This is a genomic window from Echinicola arenosa (genome assembly GCF_014841125.1).
GTDB classification, from domain to species: domain Bacteria; phylum Bacteroidota; class Bacteroidia; order Cytophagales; family Cyclobacteriaceae; genus Echinicola; species Echinicola arenosa.
Genome location: NZ_JACYTQ010000003.1, coordinates 345,541 through 363,767 on the forward strand (window position 1 = coordinate 345,541; position 18,227 = coordinate 363,767).

Below are 18,227 nucleotides of genomic sequence, written 5' to 3' on the forward strand. Positions count from 1 at the left end.
ATCCTTTGAGTATCACGATTGAAGGAGAATGAACGGTAAATGAAGTCATAGCAGACAATCTAGGAGGAAGGGAATATACCCATGGAACCAATGTGGTGACTACGTCAGAACCTAGTGAAGGATGGGAATTTGATTCATGGGATGGGGATCTAAGTGGTAATGGGTAGATGGGGAGAAAAACATAACGGCGAGGTTTAAAGAGAAAAGAGTATTTTACTGAGATGAAAATGGAATCACCTGCAAATGTGAGGGCGCAGTGACGGAATAGTAATCAAAGAGTCTATTTGTGTGGACAAGGGAATGGGGAGTATTTGCTGGTGGTAACTATTATAAAAGTTAATATGACAATAAATCAAATGCAAGTCCATACCAGAGCACTTCATGACTTTCTTCCAATACCAGTAAATCCTTTATCTTTTTCTTATGAGTGTTCACGGTATTGACGGATATACCCAGCATTTCACTAATTTCTTCTGCTTTACAGCAGCTCACCATATGAGCCAATACTTCCTTGTTTCTCTCTGTCAAAAGATTGAACTTTTTGTAATTGGCCTTTTTAAAATTCATCTCTTGAATAACCCGTTCCATTTTGGCCATTGCCCATGACTGGAACTTAATGGGAATAATCTGGATGAGTTGAAGTAATGGTGCATCAGTGTTTTCTGAAAAGATCTTCTTCACCAGGACCAATTCCATGGTTGTTTTATGGTCAAATACTTTTCGTTGTAGGTACAATTTTGTTTCTCTTTCATTAAGAGACTGCCCCTCTCTTGTGCCTAAAAAGCAAGTATCCTGGTGATGTGGTGAAAAAATAATTTTCTCAAATTCACGGGTGGGTAAGTGCTTAAAAAAAGCAGGGGATAAGCCATAATGTTGGATCCCTTTTTCACAAATAAACAGGTTTTGATTAGGGTCTATCTGTTGGATAATTTTGATCCCCGGCAACCATTTTGCAACCATCTCAAAAGCAGCAAGCTTCCCTTGGGTTTGGTCTTTATTTATGGAGGCTGAGTTATTCATTACCATTTGATGTTTTTGTTTCAACAGAATACACTTACTGGTTAATCAATTTGGATTAAGTAAATGTGTGGACCTGTTTTAGTTTGAATTAAGCAAAGCCCCAATACTTTTCAAATCTAAGTTCGTGAGGAGTCGGAAAAAGTTCGTGAAAAGGGAATATGTAGGAGGGAAGGAATAATCGTGTATGATGATCTCTTTGGGGTGAATTCTGAGTCTAGATCAACTAAAGAAGCTTTTTTATAATGATAATTTTTTAATCAGATTGAAAATAGCTCCCAAAAAAATGAAAGCATTAATAGAGTTCGAGAATAGTATGTTTGAAAACTGATGTAGAGCATAGGAGAGGTCTTTTGTTAAGTACACGTTTAATTACATACGGCAATAAAATACTTTAAAAGTATCTCAGCCACCAATTATGGTGATCTAAGTCAATTTGGTGATAGATAAATTGGAGTTATAAATATTAATCTCAGAGCGAACTGTTTTATAGTATGATCGAGTGATATCAGATGAAGATAGATACCAATATGGTTATGCATTAATGGTTAAAGTTCCGGATTCAATTTGTTGGCAGCTAAGGTGATGCGTTCAGTTGGGCTACGGTTCAAAGAGCAATAAGCCATGTAGCAAGTTGATTTTTCTTAGGGATTAATAATGTTCTAAGATAGAGTACTTAATTATTTATAACCTAAAATTTATTAAACCATGAAAAAACTATTCTTTTTAATGACTTTTGTGATAGTTACTTTAAGCGCAAAGGGTCAGAGCACTGGCGAATTGCGCTTGCAAGTGGGAGGTGACTATGGTTTCGAGATTGAGCGATTTGGTGTGAATTTTGGAGCAGAGTATTTGTTTTTGGACAATATCTCTGTTGCTCCCAATTTCACGGTGTATTTTCCAGAGGAAGATGTAAATGCAAGTAACCTGAATCTCGATGTAAGGTATTATTTAAGCCATCAACAACTTCAGTTCTATGGTATGGCTGGGTTTACAACCCTTTGGGTATCATCTAAGTATATGGGTATAAAGGCCGCCGCAAGTAATTCTGGTGCAAATATCGGGGTTGGAACAGTAGTAAAGTTTACTGACAATTTTGGTATTAATCCTGAAGTAAAATACCAAACCCTAGGAGATGGGCAAGTTGTTGTCAAGGCAGGTCTGGTGTATTTGCTTCAGTAAATTAAATAGGAATGGCAAGTTTAAAACTGGCCATTCCTATAAGTTTAACTAGATATATTTATTACTCCTCCTCCATATCCCCATAGGCATCCTCCACTGCCTTGTTCCAGTCCAGCTCATCCTGATCGTCAAAGATCGCCCCATAATGGCGCAAGCGTTTTTTTTCTTCGTCGGTGAAAATTGAGTCAGGGTGAAGATTTCGGAAGTTGACGCCCTGTACAATAAGCCCGAAATCATCAAGGTATCTCCTGTCTGGTTCACCGACTAAAGATCGTTCAATAATGGTGTTGTCTTTAGTTCTAAAAATAATACATTGTTTGTTAGGACTATTAGTAAAAATATAATTATTTACGGTGTCGGTGCTTTCTGAGAATAGTAGCTTTCCGGTGGAAACAGACCATCCTTTGATCATTAGTCCCTTGGAGTCAGTAGCAATGACTTTCTTACCTGCCATACTAAATTTAATAGAAGAGCTACTATCAAACCCTTCTAATGTAGATAAATTGCTTAGAGTGACACCATCCAAAGATCTTATTTCAACAGTGCCATTAAAAGAGACAGTTAAAAAATGTGTATCGTTATTTAAATATATAATGTGTTTAACATTAGAACCCTTAAAAACAATCTTCCTGAAGGGAGATGAGAATCCCTCATGCCATTCGAAAGCTATACTATTAGAGTGTGAGAATAGTTCCTTATGATATGAGAAAGCACTACTTATACTATTATTACTTGTCAAAGAAATAATTTTTTTTCCATCTCGACTATATGCGATTGAAAGCATACGCTCTTCTCCAAATTTGAGCGTTCTTAACAAATTCCCTCTAGTGACCGACCACTCGCAAATAGTCCCATCTTGGCCAAGTGTAAGTATGCGATCTCCATTTGGGCTATAAATAGCATTTTGAATGTTGCTATGAGTGAGTTGAAATATTTTTAGACATTGACCCTTAAATGTGGAGAATTCTTTAGCTGTGCCATTTTTAGATATTAATAACATTTGTCTACCAAATGGACTATACTCTGCAAACTTAATTTCATTTTCAATTAAAGGTTGTATTGTTGATATACATTCCCAAGTGGATCTCAACCATTCCCTTATGATTCCATCCCCAGATAAAACAAGTATCTTTAGTCCATCAGGACTATATATTGCTCGAATAATCCTTTCGTTTGATCTAGTAATTTCAAGCGTTTTTAAACATGAAAGTGTTGACGCAGACCATTCTTTAATTGTACCGTTATAATAAGTGGATATTATATATTGACCGTCTGGACTGTATGACGCATAGAGAACTCCGCTAAAATGTTTTTCCGAAGTATTGAGGCATTGTCTGGTTGCTACAGACCATGTTTTTATAGTTCCATCTTGAGATGCTGAGAGAACTGTTTGTCCATCTGGGCTGTAATTAATGAAATTGATTCCGTCACGATGGAATTTAAACGGAGAAAGCCATGTTTTATCCTTTTCAGACCATTCATCAATTTTCACTCCGCCTGAATTGATAAGTATTCTATCATCATAGGGACTGTATGCAGCAAAATAGGACTGTCCAAAAGACTTTTTGATTGTTCTTATTTTTTGCCCAAGAATTGATTTCCATTCAAAAGCACCATCTCTTGATCCAGTTATAAAACGCTCACCTGTTGAGTTATAGATAGCACTTAATACACCTCTAGTATGTTTATTAATAGTATAAAGGCAAATCCCTGTAGTTGACCATTCTTTTACAGTTCTATCCCACGAAGAAGATAGTATACGGTGATTATCCGGACTGTAAACAGCTGACACAACTCCCGCTTTGTGACCAGAAAAAGTATTCAAGCATAGCCCCGTTGACACCAACCATTCCTTTATAGTTCCATCTTTTGATGCTGAAAGAATCCTTTGCCCATCGGGTAGTCTATACTCAATAGAGTTAACGAAACTGGTGTGGCTTTGACAAATAAACTGCTTTCCATTTACTTTTGCTTCTTCAATTCTTACAGTCAGATATTTTTTTCCTCGGTAAGCAGTGAGCGGGATATTATTTAAGGCAATGCACGCTAAATCCAGTTGCCGCAAATCTGATCCAGCTAATGTTGCTCTTACTTCGTGTAGAATGCTGACTAGATTCCAAACTGTATAGTTATTTGTCATATTCTGACCTCTACAGGAATCTAAGAGATGTGTTATTAAATTTTCTTTGATCCGGGAGGGAGGCTCTTGTCCCTGCAATAATTCCTGAGCATCAAAGAGGTATTCTCCCTCCATTTCCCCCAACATCTTTCTTAGATAGATAGGAAATGTTCTTTCCTCCCATTCCATTGGTCTTTTTTGCTCGGATAGAGAAAATGTAATGCAGTTTCGCAAATGGCATGCAGCGTAGAAATCCCGAAAGTTTTGGTGCAGAAAGCGCAGGTCAGTTCCTTCCTGAACCAAGATATTCAGGTGGTGTGTTAAGTAATTCTTGATTTCCTTGGAGCGTTGGATGTCACTTAATACATTCGTTGTTTGTTCGGAAAATAGGTTAACTACCTTTGGGACGTCTGAGTATTTTTCTAGAATGCTTCTTCGATTTAGTTTTTCGCAGGCTTCCCTAATTACTGTGTTGAAATTGAATTTTGAATTTTTTGCAGAGGTACTAGAGATAAAGAAGACACCTTCTTTCTCCATCTTCCATGCGATATATGACACCACATATCGAATCAAAAATGCAGCGAAGAAATATTCTTTCCGTTTGCTTTCGAATTCTTTAAACGATTTGGCTAAAAGAGATTCATTAAAGTTCCAAAGCAATTCTGCCTCTGTCTGCACTTTGAAAAAAGAAAAGAGACTATGGTCGCTATATTCTCTTGAAATTTGTTCTGTTCCAACATATAGGGTCAGCATCATGGGATTACCTAACAACTCGAATAGCTTAGAATCCTCGGTTGGTGTAGAAACTCCGTGTTCGGACAGGTAATCTGAAATCGTGTTTTTTTCTAAATGGACTAATTCCATGACTTCGGAGTTGCGCGCCCAAGTATAGTTTTGAATCTCCACATAGCGGGAAGTGACGACCATTTGAACGTTAAGAGCCTCGGTTGATAGCTTGGATAGTTCCCAAATTAATTCGTCTAGGTCAGTTGTGACCTCATTGAAGCCATCCAATAGTAAAACGATGCCAAGTTGTTCCTTTTCCGGTTTCTTTTTGAGCAAATTCCAGATCAGGTTTTCTGTCTTTTTAGTGGGAGAGCTTTCAACTAAATAGTGGTGGGCTATATACTGGAGGATAAAATTTTTTCTTTCCTTTTTTGGAGCGTTGTTGTATTCGTTGAGCGCAATAAAGAGAGGTATAGGTTGATTTTTCTCTTTCAAAAGCCTTTCCCAAAGATACAAAAGCGACATCGTCTTTCCCATGCCACCTGACCCAAGTATAATGGCATGAGGGATGTCTTTTTTTCCTAAGGATTTGATAGCGGTAAAAAGATCTAATTGTTTATCCCTATTCTTGACCTCGGTTGGGAGGTTGGATGTAATGCTGGCATCCGCAAGAAGAATCTCTTCAATTCTTACATGTTGGAAGCGCCCTCTATTACTTAAAAGTGAGTTTCTGTAAGAATTTGAATTTTCCCTTAATTGTCCCAGTAAAATAGCCTGTTTGTCAATAGCTGCTTCTATTTTGCTTTCAAGGGGATGAGATTGTGATGTGCTTAAAGCCTCTTCTACTTTTTTTTGAGAATTTCCGCTTTGTAGTTTTTCAGGGGTATCCAGAAAGTTTAATTCAGCAGCTGTTTTGTCATAAAACTCTTGATACGACCTGCATTCTATAAAATTGCTAAGTGTATCTACAAATTTTGCTAGGTACTTGACAATACCGAAGTTTTTATTTCCGGGTCGGACAATGTAGAAATAATTCTTAATTGTATTTGCTCTAGGTACATCATATCCTTCATCTTTTGGGAATTGTTCATTAAGCTTTTCTTCTAACCTATCCCAGTGAGATTGCTTGTAGTTAATATGACAGTCAATTTTTTGGCGTGGATCAACAGTCTTGTGTTTTTCGACAATAGTTTCGATGAATTTTTCGAATACTAGAAAATCTACTTCGTGATTTTTTCCCATAGTCTATCAAAAAACTGTCGGCCGACAGCGGCCGACAAGCACCGACATTTTTACCTACATAAATTTGAATCATAATGAATTTCATATTGCAAAAAACAAAGTATGAATTTCATTATTCAATATAAAAAATAGAATCTATAAAATAAAGCAAAAGGCTTTGTTCCGTCCAACATGAATGCATGCATGTTGGGATAAAACGGATTGTACTGGATCAGCTGAATGCCGAAGGAAGCCATTAAATGTGGGGACATTTAGGACTCTTCACTTCGGCCACCTCCCCCATAATTTTAAAAACTAAAAATTTAATAGACATGGGGAAAATGTTTAATTCAGTTATCATCATCATTGTGATTATGATATGCTTAAGTTCATGTGGCAAAATTTTTGGCTACGATGAAAAAGATGAAAGACCCGCAAAGATGGAAAAAATGTTAGATAGCGGTGAAGGTGATGAAAAACCTGTTGACAAAGGTTGATTGGTGAAAAGACCTTGATTTTCAAGGTCTTTTCTTAACTTTATCAAACACGTATTTTTTACTAATTAATACATTTACAAGTATATGAAATTCGATCCTAAATTTATCAGGACATGGTCGCTAATAAGTTTCTTTCTTGTTTGGACCATTTGCTTTTCTTTTGGTCAAGAACCCTTCCAGTCAAAGCAAGACTCATTATTTGACCTGACCAATACTTACCTAGATGAAGGTGAGCACCATAAAGCTAAACTGATACTTCTAAGATTGTTAGCAGATGTAGACTGGAGTAGTAGATTAGTTAATAAAAGAAAAGCTACCAATAATCTTGGCTTTTCTTATTACTATCTGGGACAATATGATTCCTCCAATCACTTTTATATACTTACTAATCAAGCTGCCACTGAACTAAAAGATACCGTAAAGATCATCAGTTCATTTAAATCGATTGCTATGAGCTATAGGAGGATGGGCTTATACTCAAAATCCTTGGAAAGTAGCCAAAAAGCTTTAGAAGTGGCAAAAATCAAAAAGGATACAGCAAGTGCCTCTGAAATTCTCAACACAATCGGACTAATGTATATAGACTTAGGGGAGAATGAATTAGCTGCAAAAAGTCATAGGGAATCTTTGGCATTGGCATTGGCCATTGGTGACTCCACCATGGAATCATTTGTCTACAATAACTTGGCAATGGCCTATCGAAAGCTAAATTATATAGATAGCAGCTTATATTACAATTTCAGGTCCCTTGATCTAAAAAACAGATTGTCGATAGTTAATACTGCATCTACTTTAACCAATATTGGCTTAGATTTTTTGAAATTGAATCAGTTGGATTCTGCCCAAAAGTACCTTGAATGGGCAAATATGGTTTATCATAAGAATGAACATCAAATAGGGTTCCTAGTAAGCTATAATAATCTAGCCGACTTATTTCTTCATTTAGGCCAATATCAAACCGCTAAATTCTATCTGGATTCCGGCGCAACATTGTTAAATGCGGTCACCTTAAAAGACTTATTATTGGATCATTATGATTTAAAAGTAAAAGTCAATGAAAAAATGGGACAGCATGAAGATGCACTTATGGCTTTAAAAAAGTTGGGCGAATTGAAAGAAGAAGTATTTTTAGAAGAGAAGTTACAAGTTCAAAAGGTAGAGTCAAGGTTTCTGTTGAGAGAAAGAGAATTGGAAAACGAGTATTTAGAACAGGAAACTGTTTTAGCACAAGCTCGTATTCGAACAAATGAGCAGTTTATTATCTTTTTAGCTAGTGTGGTAGGATTGTCTATTATTTTCGGACTTTTCTTATTCCGTTTCAATAGAAAACTAAAGGAAAAAAACCTCATTATCATTGACCAAAAAAAGGACAATGAGCATAGAATTTATAATTTCCTTACTCGTCTTCAACAGCTACTTCGACTTGCTTCGGAAAGTATTTCTGATGAGAAGGCAAAAGAAGTGTTAAGAAACTCTGAAGCAGCGATTATTTCAATAGCGTCGTTGCAGGAATACTTGACCTACTCAAATCATGAAGAGGAAGATGTGCTGTTGGGAAATTACCTTTTGGACTTGACATCACACCTTGAAGAATTGTTCAGGCATACAGGCCAGAAGATTGATTTTAGGGTAGAAATCGATTCCAATGCTAAGTCAACAAGATTATCAGTCCCTACCTTACTGAATCTTGGACTGATTGTTTCGGAAATAATTACCAATGCTTCCAAATATGCATTTAACGAAACCATCAATTATCCTCAAATAAGTGTTTCATTAAAAAGACAGGCAAATGTCATTTTAATTCATTTGGAAGATAATGGCATTGGAATATCCAATGAAGCAAGTGAAGGGCTTGGTACAAAATTAATAGGTCGATTGGCTAGGTATATCCAAGCTGAAATAAGTTTACAGTCCGATGTGGGAACGAGGTATACACTTAAGTTGATTAGAAAATAGTAAATTGTATTTTAAGTTTTTGTAAATGTTTTTAGTCGCAAGAGAATTGTTTAAAAAAACCTATATGGTAAACGAAATAAACATATTATTGGTAGAAGATGATCCGTTTATTGGAGATATGATAAAAAGTGATTTGTTAAAAACTTTTTCACAGGGTCAGGTAAACGTTACAGGGCCGGCCACCTCATTTCAGGAGGGGGCAGAGTTGCTAAATTCAGACACATTTGATATTGCTTTGTTGGATATTGACTTAAATGGGGATCAGACAGCAGGCATCCAGCTGGCTTTACTGATCAATCAAATAAGTTCCATCCCAGTGGTTTTTCTATCTGGTTTGCCAAAAAATACTGGCTTTGATATTGCGAAACTTACAATGCCGTATGCCTTTTTAAGAAAACCATACAGAAGGCAAGAGCTTGAAGATTTGATGGAATTATTGGTAATCAAGCAAAGCCAAAGTAAAAAAGAGAACCATAACCAGTCAAATCATAGAAGCAAGTCATCAAATAATATCAGGCCAACTATCTTTGTTACAACCGGACATGGAGAACTTACAGGGTTGCCCATCAAAGAATTGGTTTTATTGGAGGCAGATGATAAGGTAATCAAGGCATATTTCCTTAATAAGGAGCAGCCAATAGTTTTTAGTTCTCCAGGGCTTAAAAACTTTTATGATGAAAACCATCATATGCTGGGGAAAAGTTTTTTTCAATTAAGCAGGAAATATGTCATTGATCTTAAGAAGATCATATCCATAAAGAACAATCATGTTCATCTGCCTAAATACAGTAAAACCCCATCTTATCCTCTATATTTTTCGTTACCCATTCCGCAAAATGGTGAAAAAAGAAAATTGCTTTTTGATAAGCTTGGAATCGAAGGTAAATAATTGTTTACATCTTTTTTTGAAAGCCTATTTTATTCAATACCATAAAAGTTGAATAAAACTTAAAACAAATAAGATATCACCAAAATGGCTGCCTAAGGGACAGGGGATTCAAGAAAATTTAAAATTATTTTTTGACCCCATTTTGTGTGCAAATCGTGTGCAAATAAAAAAGCCACTTACAATATTTTATCGTAAGTGGCTGATTTTCAGTGGGCCCACCTGGGCTCGAACCAGGGACCCCTTGATTATGAGTCAAGTGCTCTAACCAGCTGAGCTATAGGCCCCGAAAAGCATTGTTTCTGGAGTTTTCCAGTGGATCAAACCATGCAACCAATCGAAATCGCTTAGATGACTTTTTCCTTGCTTTTGGGACTGCAATGTTACATATTTGATTTCAAAACAACAACATTTACCTGTATGAAATTAGATAAAAATATCGATTTTTTTGTTTTTGATCTCGGTGGGGTGATCATTGATTTGGATATTCCGTTTACCATCAGTCAATTAGGTGAAAACCTGAGCGGTTACGGAAAAGTACTCTCTGAAAACTTCATGAAGAATCCAATTCATCATGCTTATGAAAAAGGTGAAATCGATGACGCTACTTTTAGATCAGAAATCAGAAATGCCTTTAAAAAGGACTGGAGTGATTTAGAAATCGATAATATTTGGAATGCGATGTTGGGAAAAATACCCATGCAGAAAATAGAATTGCTTCAGTACTTAAGAAAATCTCATCCTGTCTATATGTTGTCCAACACCAATGGCATTCATTTCAAAAGGGTCGAGGAAATTTTATTAGAGGATACTGGTATTGCTAGTTTTAAAGAACTTTTTGATCATGTATTTTTAAGCCATGAGATGGGTTGCCGTAAGCCGGATACTATTATCTATGAAAAAGTTTTGGATCATATCGGGATGCCAGCAGATAGAGGGGTGTTTTTTGATGATACGGCACCCAACCTGCTCGGAGCAGAAAAGGTAGGACTTCGAACCTGCCATATTAATCACCCTAATGCCCTGATGGATTACTTTTCTGATGTACAGTAATAAAGAATACCTTAAGCACAGTTTACTGTTTATTGTCACATTTGTGTGTACTACCTTGGCAGGTGGAGAGTGGTTGTTTGGAAGAAGCATTCTTTCTGATGAAATGCCGCTTACTTGGGACTACTTTGTCCAGTCCATGGCCTTTTCCATTCCCTTCGTTGGGATTCTATTGATACATGAATTGGGGCATTTATTCACTTCTATCCATCATAAGGTAAAGTCTTCCTTACCATTTTTTATTCCTTTTTGGTTAGGCTTTCTAGGCGCTCCATCTATTGGGACCATGGGGGCGATTATTAAAATGAAGGACTTTGTCAGTAGTCGTAAAAAGTTCTTCGATATAGGTGTGGCTGGCCCTTTGGCAGGTTTTATTATTGCCTTTGGTGTGTTGGTATATGGGTTTCAAAATCTTCCTGATGCTGACTTTATTTATGAAATTCATCCAGAATATCTTGACCCTGATTATTCTCTGGAAGAGAGTGGGGGAGTAAATATTCAATTGGGCTACAATCTGCTTTTTTATGGTATGCAAGAGCTTTTGGCAGATCCTGATAAAATGCCCGACATGAGTGAGGTAATTCATTACCCATATTTGTTTGCCGGGTATTTGGCCTTGTTTTTTACTGCCTTGAATCTCTTGCCCATCGGGCAGCTGGATGGGGGCCATGTGGTGTTTGGATTGTTTCCTAAACATCACCGGAAGATTAGTCTTAGTTTCTACACGGTATTTTTATTCTTTGCTGGCTTGGGGATGGTTAACCCCTATGAAGGAACCAGTTATTTGATTTTTGCTTTGCCGCTTTATGTGATCTTTATTTATATCTGCTTTAGGAAGTCCAGCCTTAAAAACCAGACAAAATGGACCTTAACCTTGAGTATTGTGACATTGCAATACGTGCTGCTCTATTTTTACCCACATTTGGAAGGGTACAGTGGTTGGTTGTTTTTTGCATTTATTTTGGGAAGGCTGATTGGAATTGAGCATCCTCCAGTAAGGGATGGGAAACCTATCAACCCGCCAAGAAAAGTATTGGCTTGGCTGGCCATTATCATATTTATCCTGTGCTTTACACCACAACCATTCCAGATAGCCTAATGGTGCATCCTATAGTTGGAAAAATAAAAAGAGTAGGTTTTGCCTACTCTTCTTCTAATTCTCTGTATGCCATAATGCCTCCTAGGACATTTCTGACTTTGGTGAAACCTTTTGTTTCTAAAAACTTCTTCGCATTTCCACTTCTTGCACCTGAGCGGCAATGAACGATCAGTTCCTGGTCTTTGTATTCCTCCAACTCACCCAAAGCATTTGGTAACTGGGACAACGGAATATTATTGGCACCAAGGTTATCTTCCTCGTATTCCCATTCTTCACGAACATCTAAAAAGGCAAACGATTCCTTATTGTCCAATCGCTCTTTTAATTCTTCTACCGTAATGTCTTCCATAATTATTCTACTAAAATTCTGATTGATTGAGGAGTGTTTTTATTCCATACTTTGATCAGGTACACTCCCTTGTGATTACCTGTAAAATTAATGATTTTACCTTTTTCCGAAGGTATGATATCTATATTTATTTCCCTGCCAAAGGCATCATACATTTTTACCAAATCCATTTCTCCTTCCAGAAAAATCCTTTGCTCGGTGGCAGGGTTTGGATAGGCTTTTATTCTATCTGTCTCGCCGGGTGTTTCAGGCACCTCTGGACCTGTCGTTTGCATATGGGGCCTAATCATCAAAGAACCTAAGACCTCAGTATTGGGCTGCCAAGTACCTGATGTGTTGTACATGACTTCACCTGAAGTATCATTGGACTTGTCTAAGCCGATTTGTATAAACTCATTCGTGAACTGCATAAAACCTACGTAAAAGTCTCCTTCTACACTGATGGCAGTATCCAGTTCAAATTTTGTAAAAGCTTCTAAGGAAGGCTTTTCTTGGATGATTACTTCTTTGGTAAATAAAGGGTTTTCCTCCAGTGATGACCAAATCATCAAGTCCACTGCATTACCTCTTTGGGCGGCATTGGTGAAATTGATGCTAATGGCATTAATAAAGGCTGGAGCAGAAGTGTTGTATTTTATCGCAATCATTCCGGATCGCTGATTGATTCCAGCTGCATAATCTACAGTACCTCTATCGTAAGCATAAAAGTCCTTGATTGGGATGGCGGTATTTATGGTGTCATTAAGCCTAAAGTCAACACTTGTATGGTAAGTGGTATCTAATCCATTGATCGCCTCAATCAAGTAATTGTCACCCGAACTAAGATAGACCCAACTTTCCATTTCAAATTCTTCTGTAACTTCTTCCAGGTTCCAATCCCCTGGGGCCGCGCTGCTAAAGTCCCTTCTTTCGTTGGCCAATGGTACTGGGTTAAAAGGTGTATTGCTATTAAGTACCATTATGGGTGCTGAAGTTGCTTTATTTCTTATTTCAATGGAATATTCCATGGCCCTAAACCGATCATTTAAATTGAAAAATTGGTTAGTGATAGGCTGAGGGATTGTGTCTGGCAAATTATTAAACTCATAAAGTGGAAGAGCCGCATATTTTCCCAAAAAGTTACTGTTCAATTGGGTTAGGGCACGGTCCTGATAGTATAAATCATTGCTGTTTCTACCATCATTGATGTAAACATAATCTATCATCCAGCTATCAAAAGGCCCTGCCATTCTTCCGGCACTTTGGAACTTGAATTGGAAATGATCATGAAGGAAAATGCCATTGACCTGGATAGTTTCCTGTTTGAATTCCTGAACATCCTGACCTCCTTGCTGTATCCATACTTGGTTCCAATTACCCAAACTGTCCAAGAATAGTAATTCCAAGTAATCTGAAGCATCAGGGAGTTCTGCCTTTCCACCTGCTTGCCAAAAGAAACTGAGGTAAATGGATTGTTGCGATATAGCTTCAATATCTTTCAGGTTGATGAATTGAGAGCTTAACTGGTCTGTTACTCCGGATTGGGTAATATCCGTACTATAAGGTTGGCCATTGGCTTTAACTCCATCCAGAAGGGCAACACCCAAGCTAGGTGCATTAATGCCTACATTCAGGGACACATTGGCTCCTTGATTGATCCATTTTGTTGAATCCAAGCTGCCGGATGAAAAGTCATCCCAAAAAGGCAAGGACAAAGTATCTGCCATTAGCCTTGCCCTTTGAGTGATGTTTTTGTTTTTAAAACCTGTATGATTTACAGGAAGCTGTATCAACTGTGCCTTTGATGGAAAATAGATCAAAGTCGACAGTAAGGAAAAAAGTAGAATTATATAAGTCTTTCTATTCATTTAAAAATTTATATCGACTCCCAGCTCAGAAACCCATAAATCGATCAATTCACCTGTTTTTGCTTGAATACCAGATGGAGGCAACTGTTTAAGAATAGTACCTTTAGGTACGGTATCGGTGGTCACATAATTGATACGGCCCAACCTTAAGCCAGATCCAACAATGGCAATTTCTGCTTCTTCTTCATCCATTCCTACTACGTTTGGAATGGCCAGGCTCTGCTTGCCAAGTCCATCACCAACGACCAAGTCGATTTGGGAACCCTTCGGGATCTCAAATCCCTCTTTGATCGATCTGCCTCTAAATTTTTGTTCTAAAACAACATTGTGTCCAATGTCAGGTGTGTAAATGATTTCTCCCCTTATCAGTCCGTAATTGGCCAATACTTCTTGTGCATTTTTGATAGGACTGTTAACCAAATTAGGCATTTTTATCAAAGGTGCATTTTCAGCATTCAAGGTAATGTAGATTTTTCTATCCCTTTTGACCTTTGCACCAGGTCGGGGATTCTGTTTAAGTACTGCCAAAGGTTGAGCATCTGCTACGAAACCACTGTCAGGAGTGATTTCATACCTCAAATTACGTGCTTCCAAGTATTTTTCAATTTCGCTATAGTGGAAATTTTCCAAATCTGGTACAGTTACCGATTCTCCGTGGTTGGTATATCCAGGGAGGTAAATCTGAAAGAATACGAATAGGACCGCAAACAATAAGCCCAATATTAAGGCAATATGGACAATAACTTTCTTGGAACCTTCTTTAATAGTGCTCATTGACAATTTACTTGGTTATATTTCCTTAGGTAAAGGTAATTTTAATTTTGGCTTCATGGAATGATTTTACCACAAATAATAGCATGTAAAACTATAATAAGTGTGCCAAAAATTACTAAAAAGCGTTAAAGTTTCATCTTTATTTAAAAACTAAAATGCTACTGAATGATTAATCTTTTTGTAAGGGAAAGGTCATCACTTTGAATTTTGATGATGAATACTCCCTTGGCAAACAGTTCAGTGCTAAAGCTATAAGTCTGATTGAGTGTTCCTGGGTAAATAACATCATGTACCAATTGGCCAGAAGAACTGATCACTTGAATGCGGACATCTTCGAAATCATCCAGGTTAAAGACAATATTGAATAAGTCAGTGGCTGGGTTAGGGTAGACCTTGGCATTGCCCAAGCCCGGGTTCACTGGTTCAGGATTGTTTTCAAGATAAAATTCAATATTGTCCAAATAAACTGGATTGGTTTCACTGTTTCCGTTTTCAACCACAAAGGCCAGTCTAACTTTTTCAAATCCAGAACCAGTGTAGTCAGAAAGATCAATAAACTCCCTTACAAACTCACTTGGTGTATTAGGGTTAACAGGCGCTTCACCGTTTATGGTATTAAGTTCCTCACCGGTAAAAGAGGTCATTTCTTCTGAAAATGTGACACCACCGTCTTGGCTAAGCAATACGGTCATTTGGGTGTTAGTTTCCACTCCGCTAGCCGCACGATCAAAGAAGACACTTGCCCGACTTGTACCGCTTAAATCCATTACAGGTGTACCAATCCAATAGGAGTTTTCATTGGATTGCTCGCGAAGATTAGCCAGGTTATCTCCACTTTCTCCAGTTTCTTTGGCAACTAACTCCCAAGAAGTGGCCCCACTTTCAGGGTTCACACTTACCCAAGGACTTATGGAACTGTTATTGTCAAAGTTTTGTCTCCAAGGAATGGCTAATTCGGCATTATCTTGATAGTAGTAACGCATCAAACTGCTTTCAGTATTTGGATTTTGGTCAAAGTTAGGTTTGGAAATGGTGTATTGAACCTCATTTAATCCATCTGTAAGTGCATTTGGAAGTTCTACTGTAATTGTTTCATTTGGATTTAAGGTGATGCCATCTGCAATCAAGGTGGATTGCTCCGAGCCATTGATCGTTCTGTCCAAAAGGAAAGAATTAATCACCAAGTTACCTGTGTTGCTTACATTCAGCACTTCATTTTCCTGACTGCCATCTGTAATTGGTGAAGGGCTTAGTACTTCATCGATCTTAAAACCATAGCTGATTACTTGGTTGGTGTTGATGGTAATATCCTTGATGTATAAATTGTTGCCGTAGCCGTTAATAGAGATAAAAGCAATTCTTATGTTTCCATAGTCAGCATAATCACTTAAATCTACTACTTCGGTTCTGAAAGCGCTTTCAGAAGTTGGGATAAATTCATTTGACGTGGAAGAGGCTGTTTCCAAAGTCCCTTGAGACTTATCGTAAGGGGCATTCACTAAATCAAATGTATTGCCACAGTCAGTAGATATGCCAATAAGTAACTTGTCGTCCAGGCCATCTTCCGGATAAGTGGCATAAGCCATTTTGAAAGTTAGCTGGGCATTAGGTGTGTTGGAAAGGTTTATTTGAGGAGTAATCAAATAATCCATTTCTCCATCAGTTTCATAATTGTAAAAATTGACTAGTAGTGCTTCCTGACTGACTCCATCTAGCGTCAGCTGTTCCTGTCTCCAAGTAATTCCTTCATCATCATTCCTTATGGACCAAATATCATTGACGTCTCCTGCTGAGTAAGTATAAGGAAGTACAAGATTTGGTTGAACGATAGGAGAGGAAGTCAAGCGGTTATTTCCTGGGTTTTCATCTGTTTTGTTGTTGACTGAAATTACATTGACTTCAAACTCATTACCATCATTTTGAATATCGATAGGATCAAATGTAAAGGTAAAAGTATCTCCTTGATCAAGGTCAAAAGTAAATGTCTTTTGCTCCATGACACTTCCATTGAGAGAGATGTTGACTACTGCGCTGGTCAAGGTAGTAGTACCTCCATTGAAAGCTTCCACTTGCGGTGTTACTGTATTGGAACAAATGTAATCTTGAGGTACCCTGATTTTATCCAAGGCCAAATCAAGTGAGAATACCTCAGGCTCTAGGGTGGCTCTACCATTTACCAATGAAACCCTTCTCGGGCTATTGGACAACACTACATCAAACCTTTCCAGTTGACCAGCTGTAAACAAGTTCATACACGCATCAGGCGTATAATCCATATAGTTTTGGATCATGTCCCTTGAACCACAAGTCGTCCTTACTGTGCTGTTACAGGCATTGTTGGAGCTTTCCTGATTGGGAGTGTCATTTACAAAATCATCGACAGAACAATCCCCATCACCCCAAATGTGCCTGAGTCCAAAAAAGTGGCCGATTTCGTGCGTGGCTGTTCTTCCTAGTGATGAAGAGGAGGCATTTCCTCCAGAACCAAAATAGCGATAATCAATTGTGACACCATCGGTTTCTTTGGAGCTGGGAGAGAAATTTAAACCATCTAAGTCCGATATAGGAAAAGACGCATAACCTATATAGGGGGATTGTATGGGCACCACCCAGAGATTAAGATAATCATTTGAATCCCAATAAGAAAAGGAGCTTATTAAGCTTGCATCGCTTTGGCTATAAACGGCTTTGGTGCCTTGAACTCTATTGATACCTGAAGTGGGGAGCCCCCTTGGATCTTGTTTGGCCAAGACAAATTCAATTTGTGCATCTACAGCGACACCTTGAAACTCATCAGGCGTATTGGCTGCGTCAGCATTTTGTCTTCTGAAGTCCTCATTTAGAATCCTGATCTGTGCCTCTATTTGTGACAGTGGAATATTGGCGCCATTGCCAATCGCTTCTCCATTGTGGATCACGTGAACAACTACTGGAATTACCCTTACTTCATCGGCAGCAGTTCTTAAACTTAAGCTTTTTTTTCTGCTTTCAATCTTATCATTTATCCAAGATTCAAAATATTCCTTTGAACCAAACAATCCCAATTCCTGAAGTTGTTGAGCTTCAACTAGGGGAGTGGCACACTTATCCCCATTACTGCTGATGGTATTTTGGTTATAAAAACGAGGGGTAATATTTTGGGCAAAAATGCTGGTGTTTAAAAAGAAGAAAAAGGATAAAACCAACTTTATCCTTAAAATCAGTAATATCCTTTTCATTAACTCTTTCTTAAAAATCGCTTTTCATTTACTCTGAAACAGAAATGTTGACGGCTTCCACCTTGCTGATCTCAGGAATGGCTTTTTTGACCGCTTCCTCAACACCTGCTTTTAAGGTCATGGTGGACATAGGGCATGAACTGCAGGTACCAGTCAACTCCAGTTGCAATACCATTTCCTCTGTAAGCCCCACAATTTTCACATTGCCACCATCAGCCTCCAAATAAGGGCGAATCGTATCCAATGCTGTTTCTATTTTTCCTATCAGTTCAGTTTCCATTTTATT

Annotated in this window: 14 protein-coding genes and 1 tRNA gene; 7 read left to right on the forward strand and 8 right to left on the reverse strand. The window is 37.8% G+C overall.

Annotation, left to right across the window (positions count from 1 at the left end; all coding sequences use genetic code 11):
- Positions 1–47 precede the first annotated feature (47 nt).
- The gene (locus IFO69_RS21865) at positions 48–167 is read left to right on the forward strand and encodes an InlB B-repeat-containing protein (RefSeq protein WP_394354469.1); all 120 of its coding nucleotides are present in this window, start codon (positions 48–50) and stop codon (positions 165–167) included.
- Positions 168–336: 169 nt separating this feature from the next.
- Here IFO69_RS21865 and IFO69_RS10690 read toward each other — a convergent pair whose 3' ends face one another.
- A complete protein-coding gene (locus tag IFO69_RS10690; RefSeq protein ID WP_192010096.1) occupies positions 337–1,020 on the reverse strand; it encodes a helix-turn-helix transcriptional regulator in 684 nt (227 codons plus the stop codon).
- Positions 1,021–1,725: 705 nt separating this feature from the next.
- Here IFO69_RS10690 and IFO69_RS10695 point away from each other — a divergent pair.
- The gene (locus IFO69_RS10695; RefSeq protein ID WP_192010097.1) at positions 1,726–2,199 is read left to right on the forward strand and encodes an outer membrane beta-barrel protein; all 474 of its coding nucleotides are present in this window, start codon (positions 1,726–1,728) and stop codon (positions 2,197–2,199) included.
- Between the two features lie 61 nt (positions 2,200–2,260).
- Here IFO69_RS10695 and IFO69_RS10700 read toward each other — a convergent pair whose 3' ends face one another.
- Entirely contained in the window at positions 2,261–6,286 is a 4,026-nt protein-coding gene (locus IFO69_RS10700; RefSeq protein ID WP_192010098.1) for an NACHT and WD40 repeat domain-containing protein, read from the reverse strand.
- Between the two features lie 311 nt (positions 6,287–6,597).
- On the opposite strand from IFO69_RS10700, the gene IFO69_RS10705 reads away from it, so the two are divergent.
- The 3 genes from IFO69_RS10705 (at position 6,598) to IFO69_RS10715 (ending at position 9,607) form a co-directional block, all read left to right on the forward strand.
- Positions 6,598–6,762: a hypothetical protein gene (locus IFO69_RS10705; protein ID WP_192010099.1), complete on the forward strand. Its 165-nt coding sequence runs from the start codon at positions 6,598–6,600 to the stop codon at positions 6,760–6,762.
- 84 nt (positions 6,763–6,846) lie between these two features.
- Positions 6,847–8,718, forward strand: coding sequence for a histidine kinase dimerization/phosphoacceptor domain -containing protein (locus IFO69_RS10710; protein ID WP_192010100.1), 1,872 nt, complete (start codon positions 6,847–6,849; stop codon positions 8,716–8,718).
- Positions 8,719–8,782: 64 nt separating this feature from the next.
- Positions 8,783–9,607 carry a response regulator gene (locus IFO69_RS10715; RefSeq protein ID WP_192010101.1) on the forward strand — a complete coding sequence of 275 codons (825 nt, stop codon included), beginning with the start codon at positions 8,783–8,785 and terminating at the stop codon, positions 9,605–9,607.
- Positions 9,608–9,817: 210 nt separating this feature from the next.
- Here the strand turns inward: IFO69_RS10715 and IFO69_RS10720 are convergent.
- Positions 9,818–9,891: transfer RNA gene (locus IFO69_RS10720), tRNA-Ile, on the reverse strand.
- A 133-nt stretch (positions 9,892–10,024) separates the two neighbouring features.
- Between IFO69_RS10720 and IFO69_RS10725 the strand changes: the two genes are divergently transcribed.
- Positions 10,025–10,657, forward strand: coding sequence for an HAD family hydrolase (locus IFO69_RS10725; protein WP_192010102.1), 633 nt, complete (start codon positions 10,025–10,027; stop codon positions 10,655–10,657).
- Complete coding sequence (locus tag IFO69_RS10730; protein WP_192010103.1) at positions 10,647–11,753, forward strand: site-2 protease family protein; 1,107 nt, start codon at positions 10,647–10,649, stop codon at positions 11,751–11,753. Before IFO69_RS10725 ends, IFO69_RS10730 begins: the two co-directional genes overlap by 11 nt.
- A 43-nt stretch (positions 11,754–11,796) precedes the next feature.
- Here IFO69_RS10730 and IFO69_RS10735 read toward each other — a convergent pair whose 3' ends face one another.
- The 5 genes from IFO69_RS10735 to IFO69_RS10755 form a co-directional block, all read right to left on the reverse strand.
- The gene (locus IFO69_RS10735; RefSeq protein WP_192010104.1) at positions 11,797–12,102 is read right to left on the reverse strand and encodes a rhodanese-like domain-containing protein; all 306 of its coding nucleotides are present in this window, start codon (positions 12,100–12,102) and stop codon (positions 11,797–11,799) included.
- A 2-nt stretch (positions 12,103–12,104) separates the two neighbouring features.
- Positions 12,105–13,949 (reverse strand): T9SS type A sorting domain-containing protein, encoded by a 1,845-nt coding sequence (locus IFO69_RS10740; RefSeq protein ID WP_192010105.1) that lies wholly within the window; start codon positions 13,947–13,949, stop codon positions 12,105–12,107.
- Positions 13,950–14,723: a PASTA domain-containing protein gene (locus tag IFO69_RS10745; protein ID WP_192010106.1), complete on the reverse strand. Its 774-nt coding sequence runs from the start codon at positions 14,721–14,723 to the stop codon at positions 13,950–13,952.
- 158 nt (positions 14,724–14,881) lie between these two features.
- A complete protein-coding gene (locus IFO69_RS10750) occupies positions 14,882–17,941 on the reverse strand; it encodes a zinc-dependent metalloprotease (RefSeq protein ID WP_192010107.1) in 3,060 nt (1,019 codons plus the stop codon).
- A gap of 28 nt (positions 17,942–17,969) precedes the next feature.
- Positions 17,970–18,221, reverse strand: coding sequence for a NifU family protein (locus IFO69_RS10755; protein WP_192010108.1), 252 nt, complete (start codon positions 18,219–18,221; stop codon positions 17,970–17,972).
- Positions 18,222–18,227 lie beyond the last annotated feature (6 nt).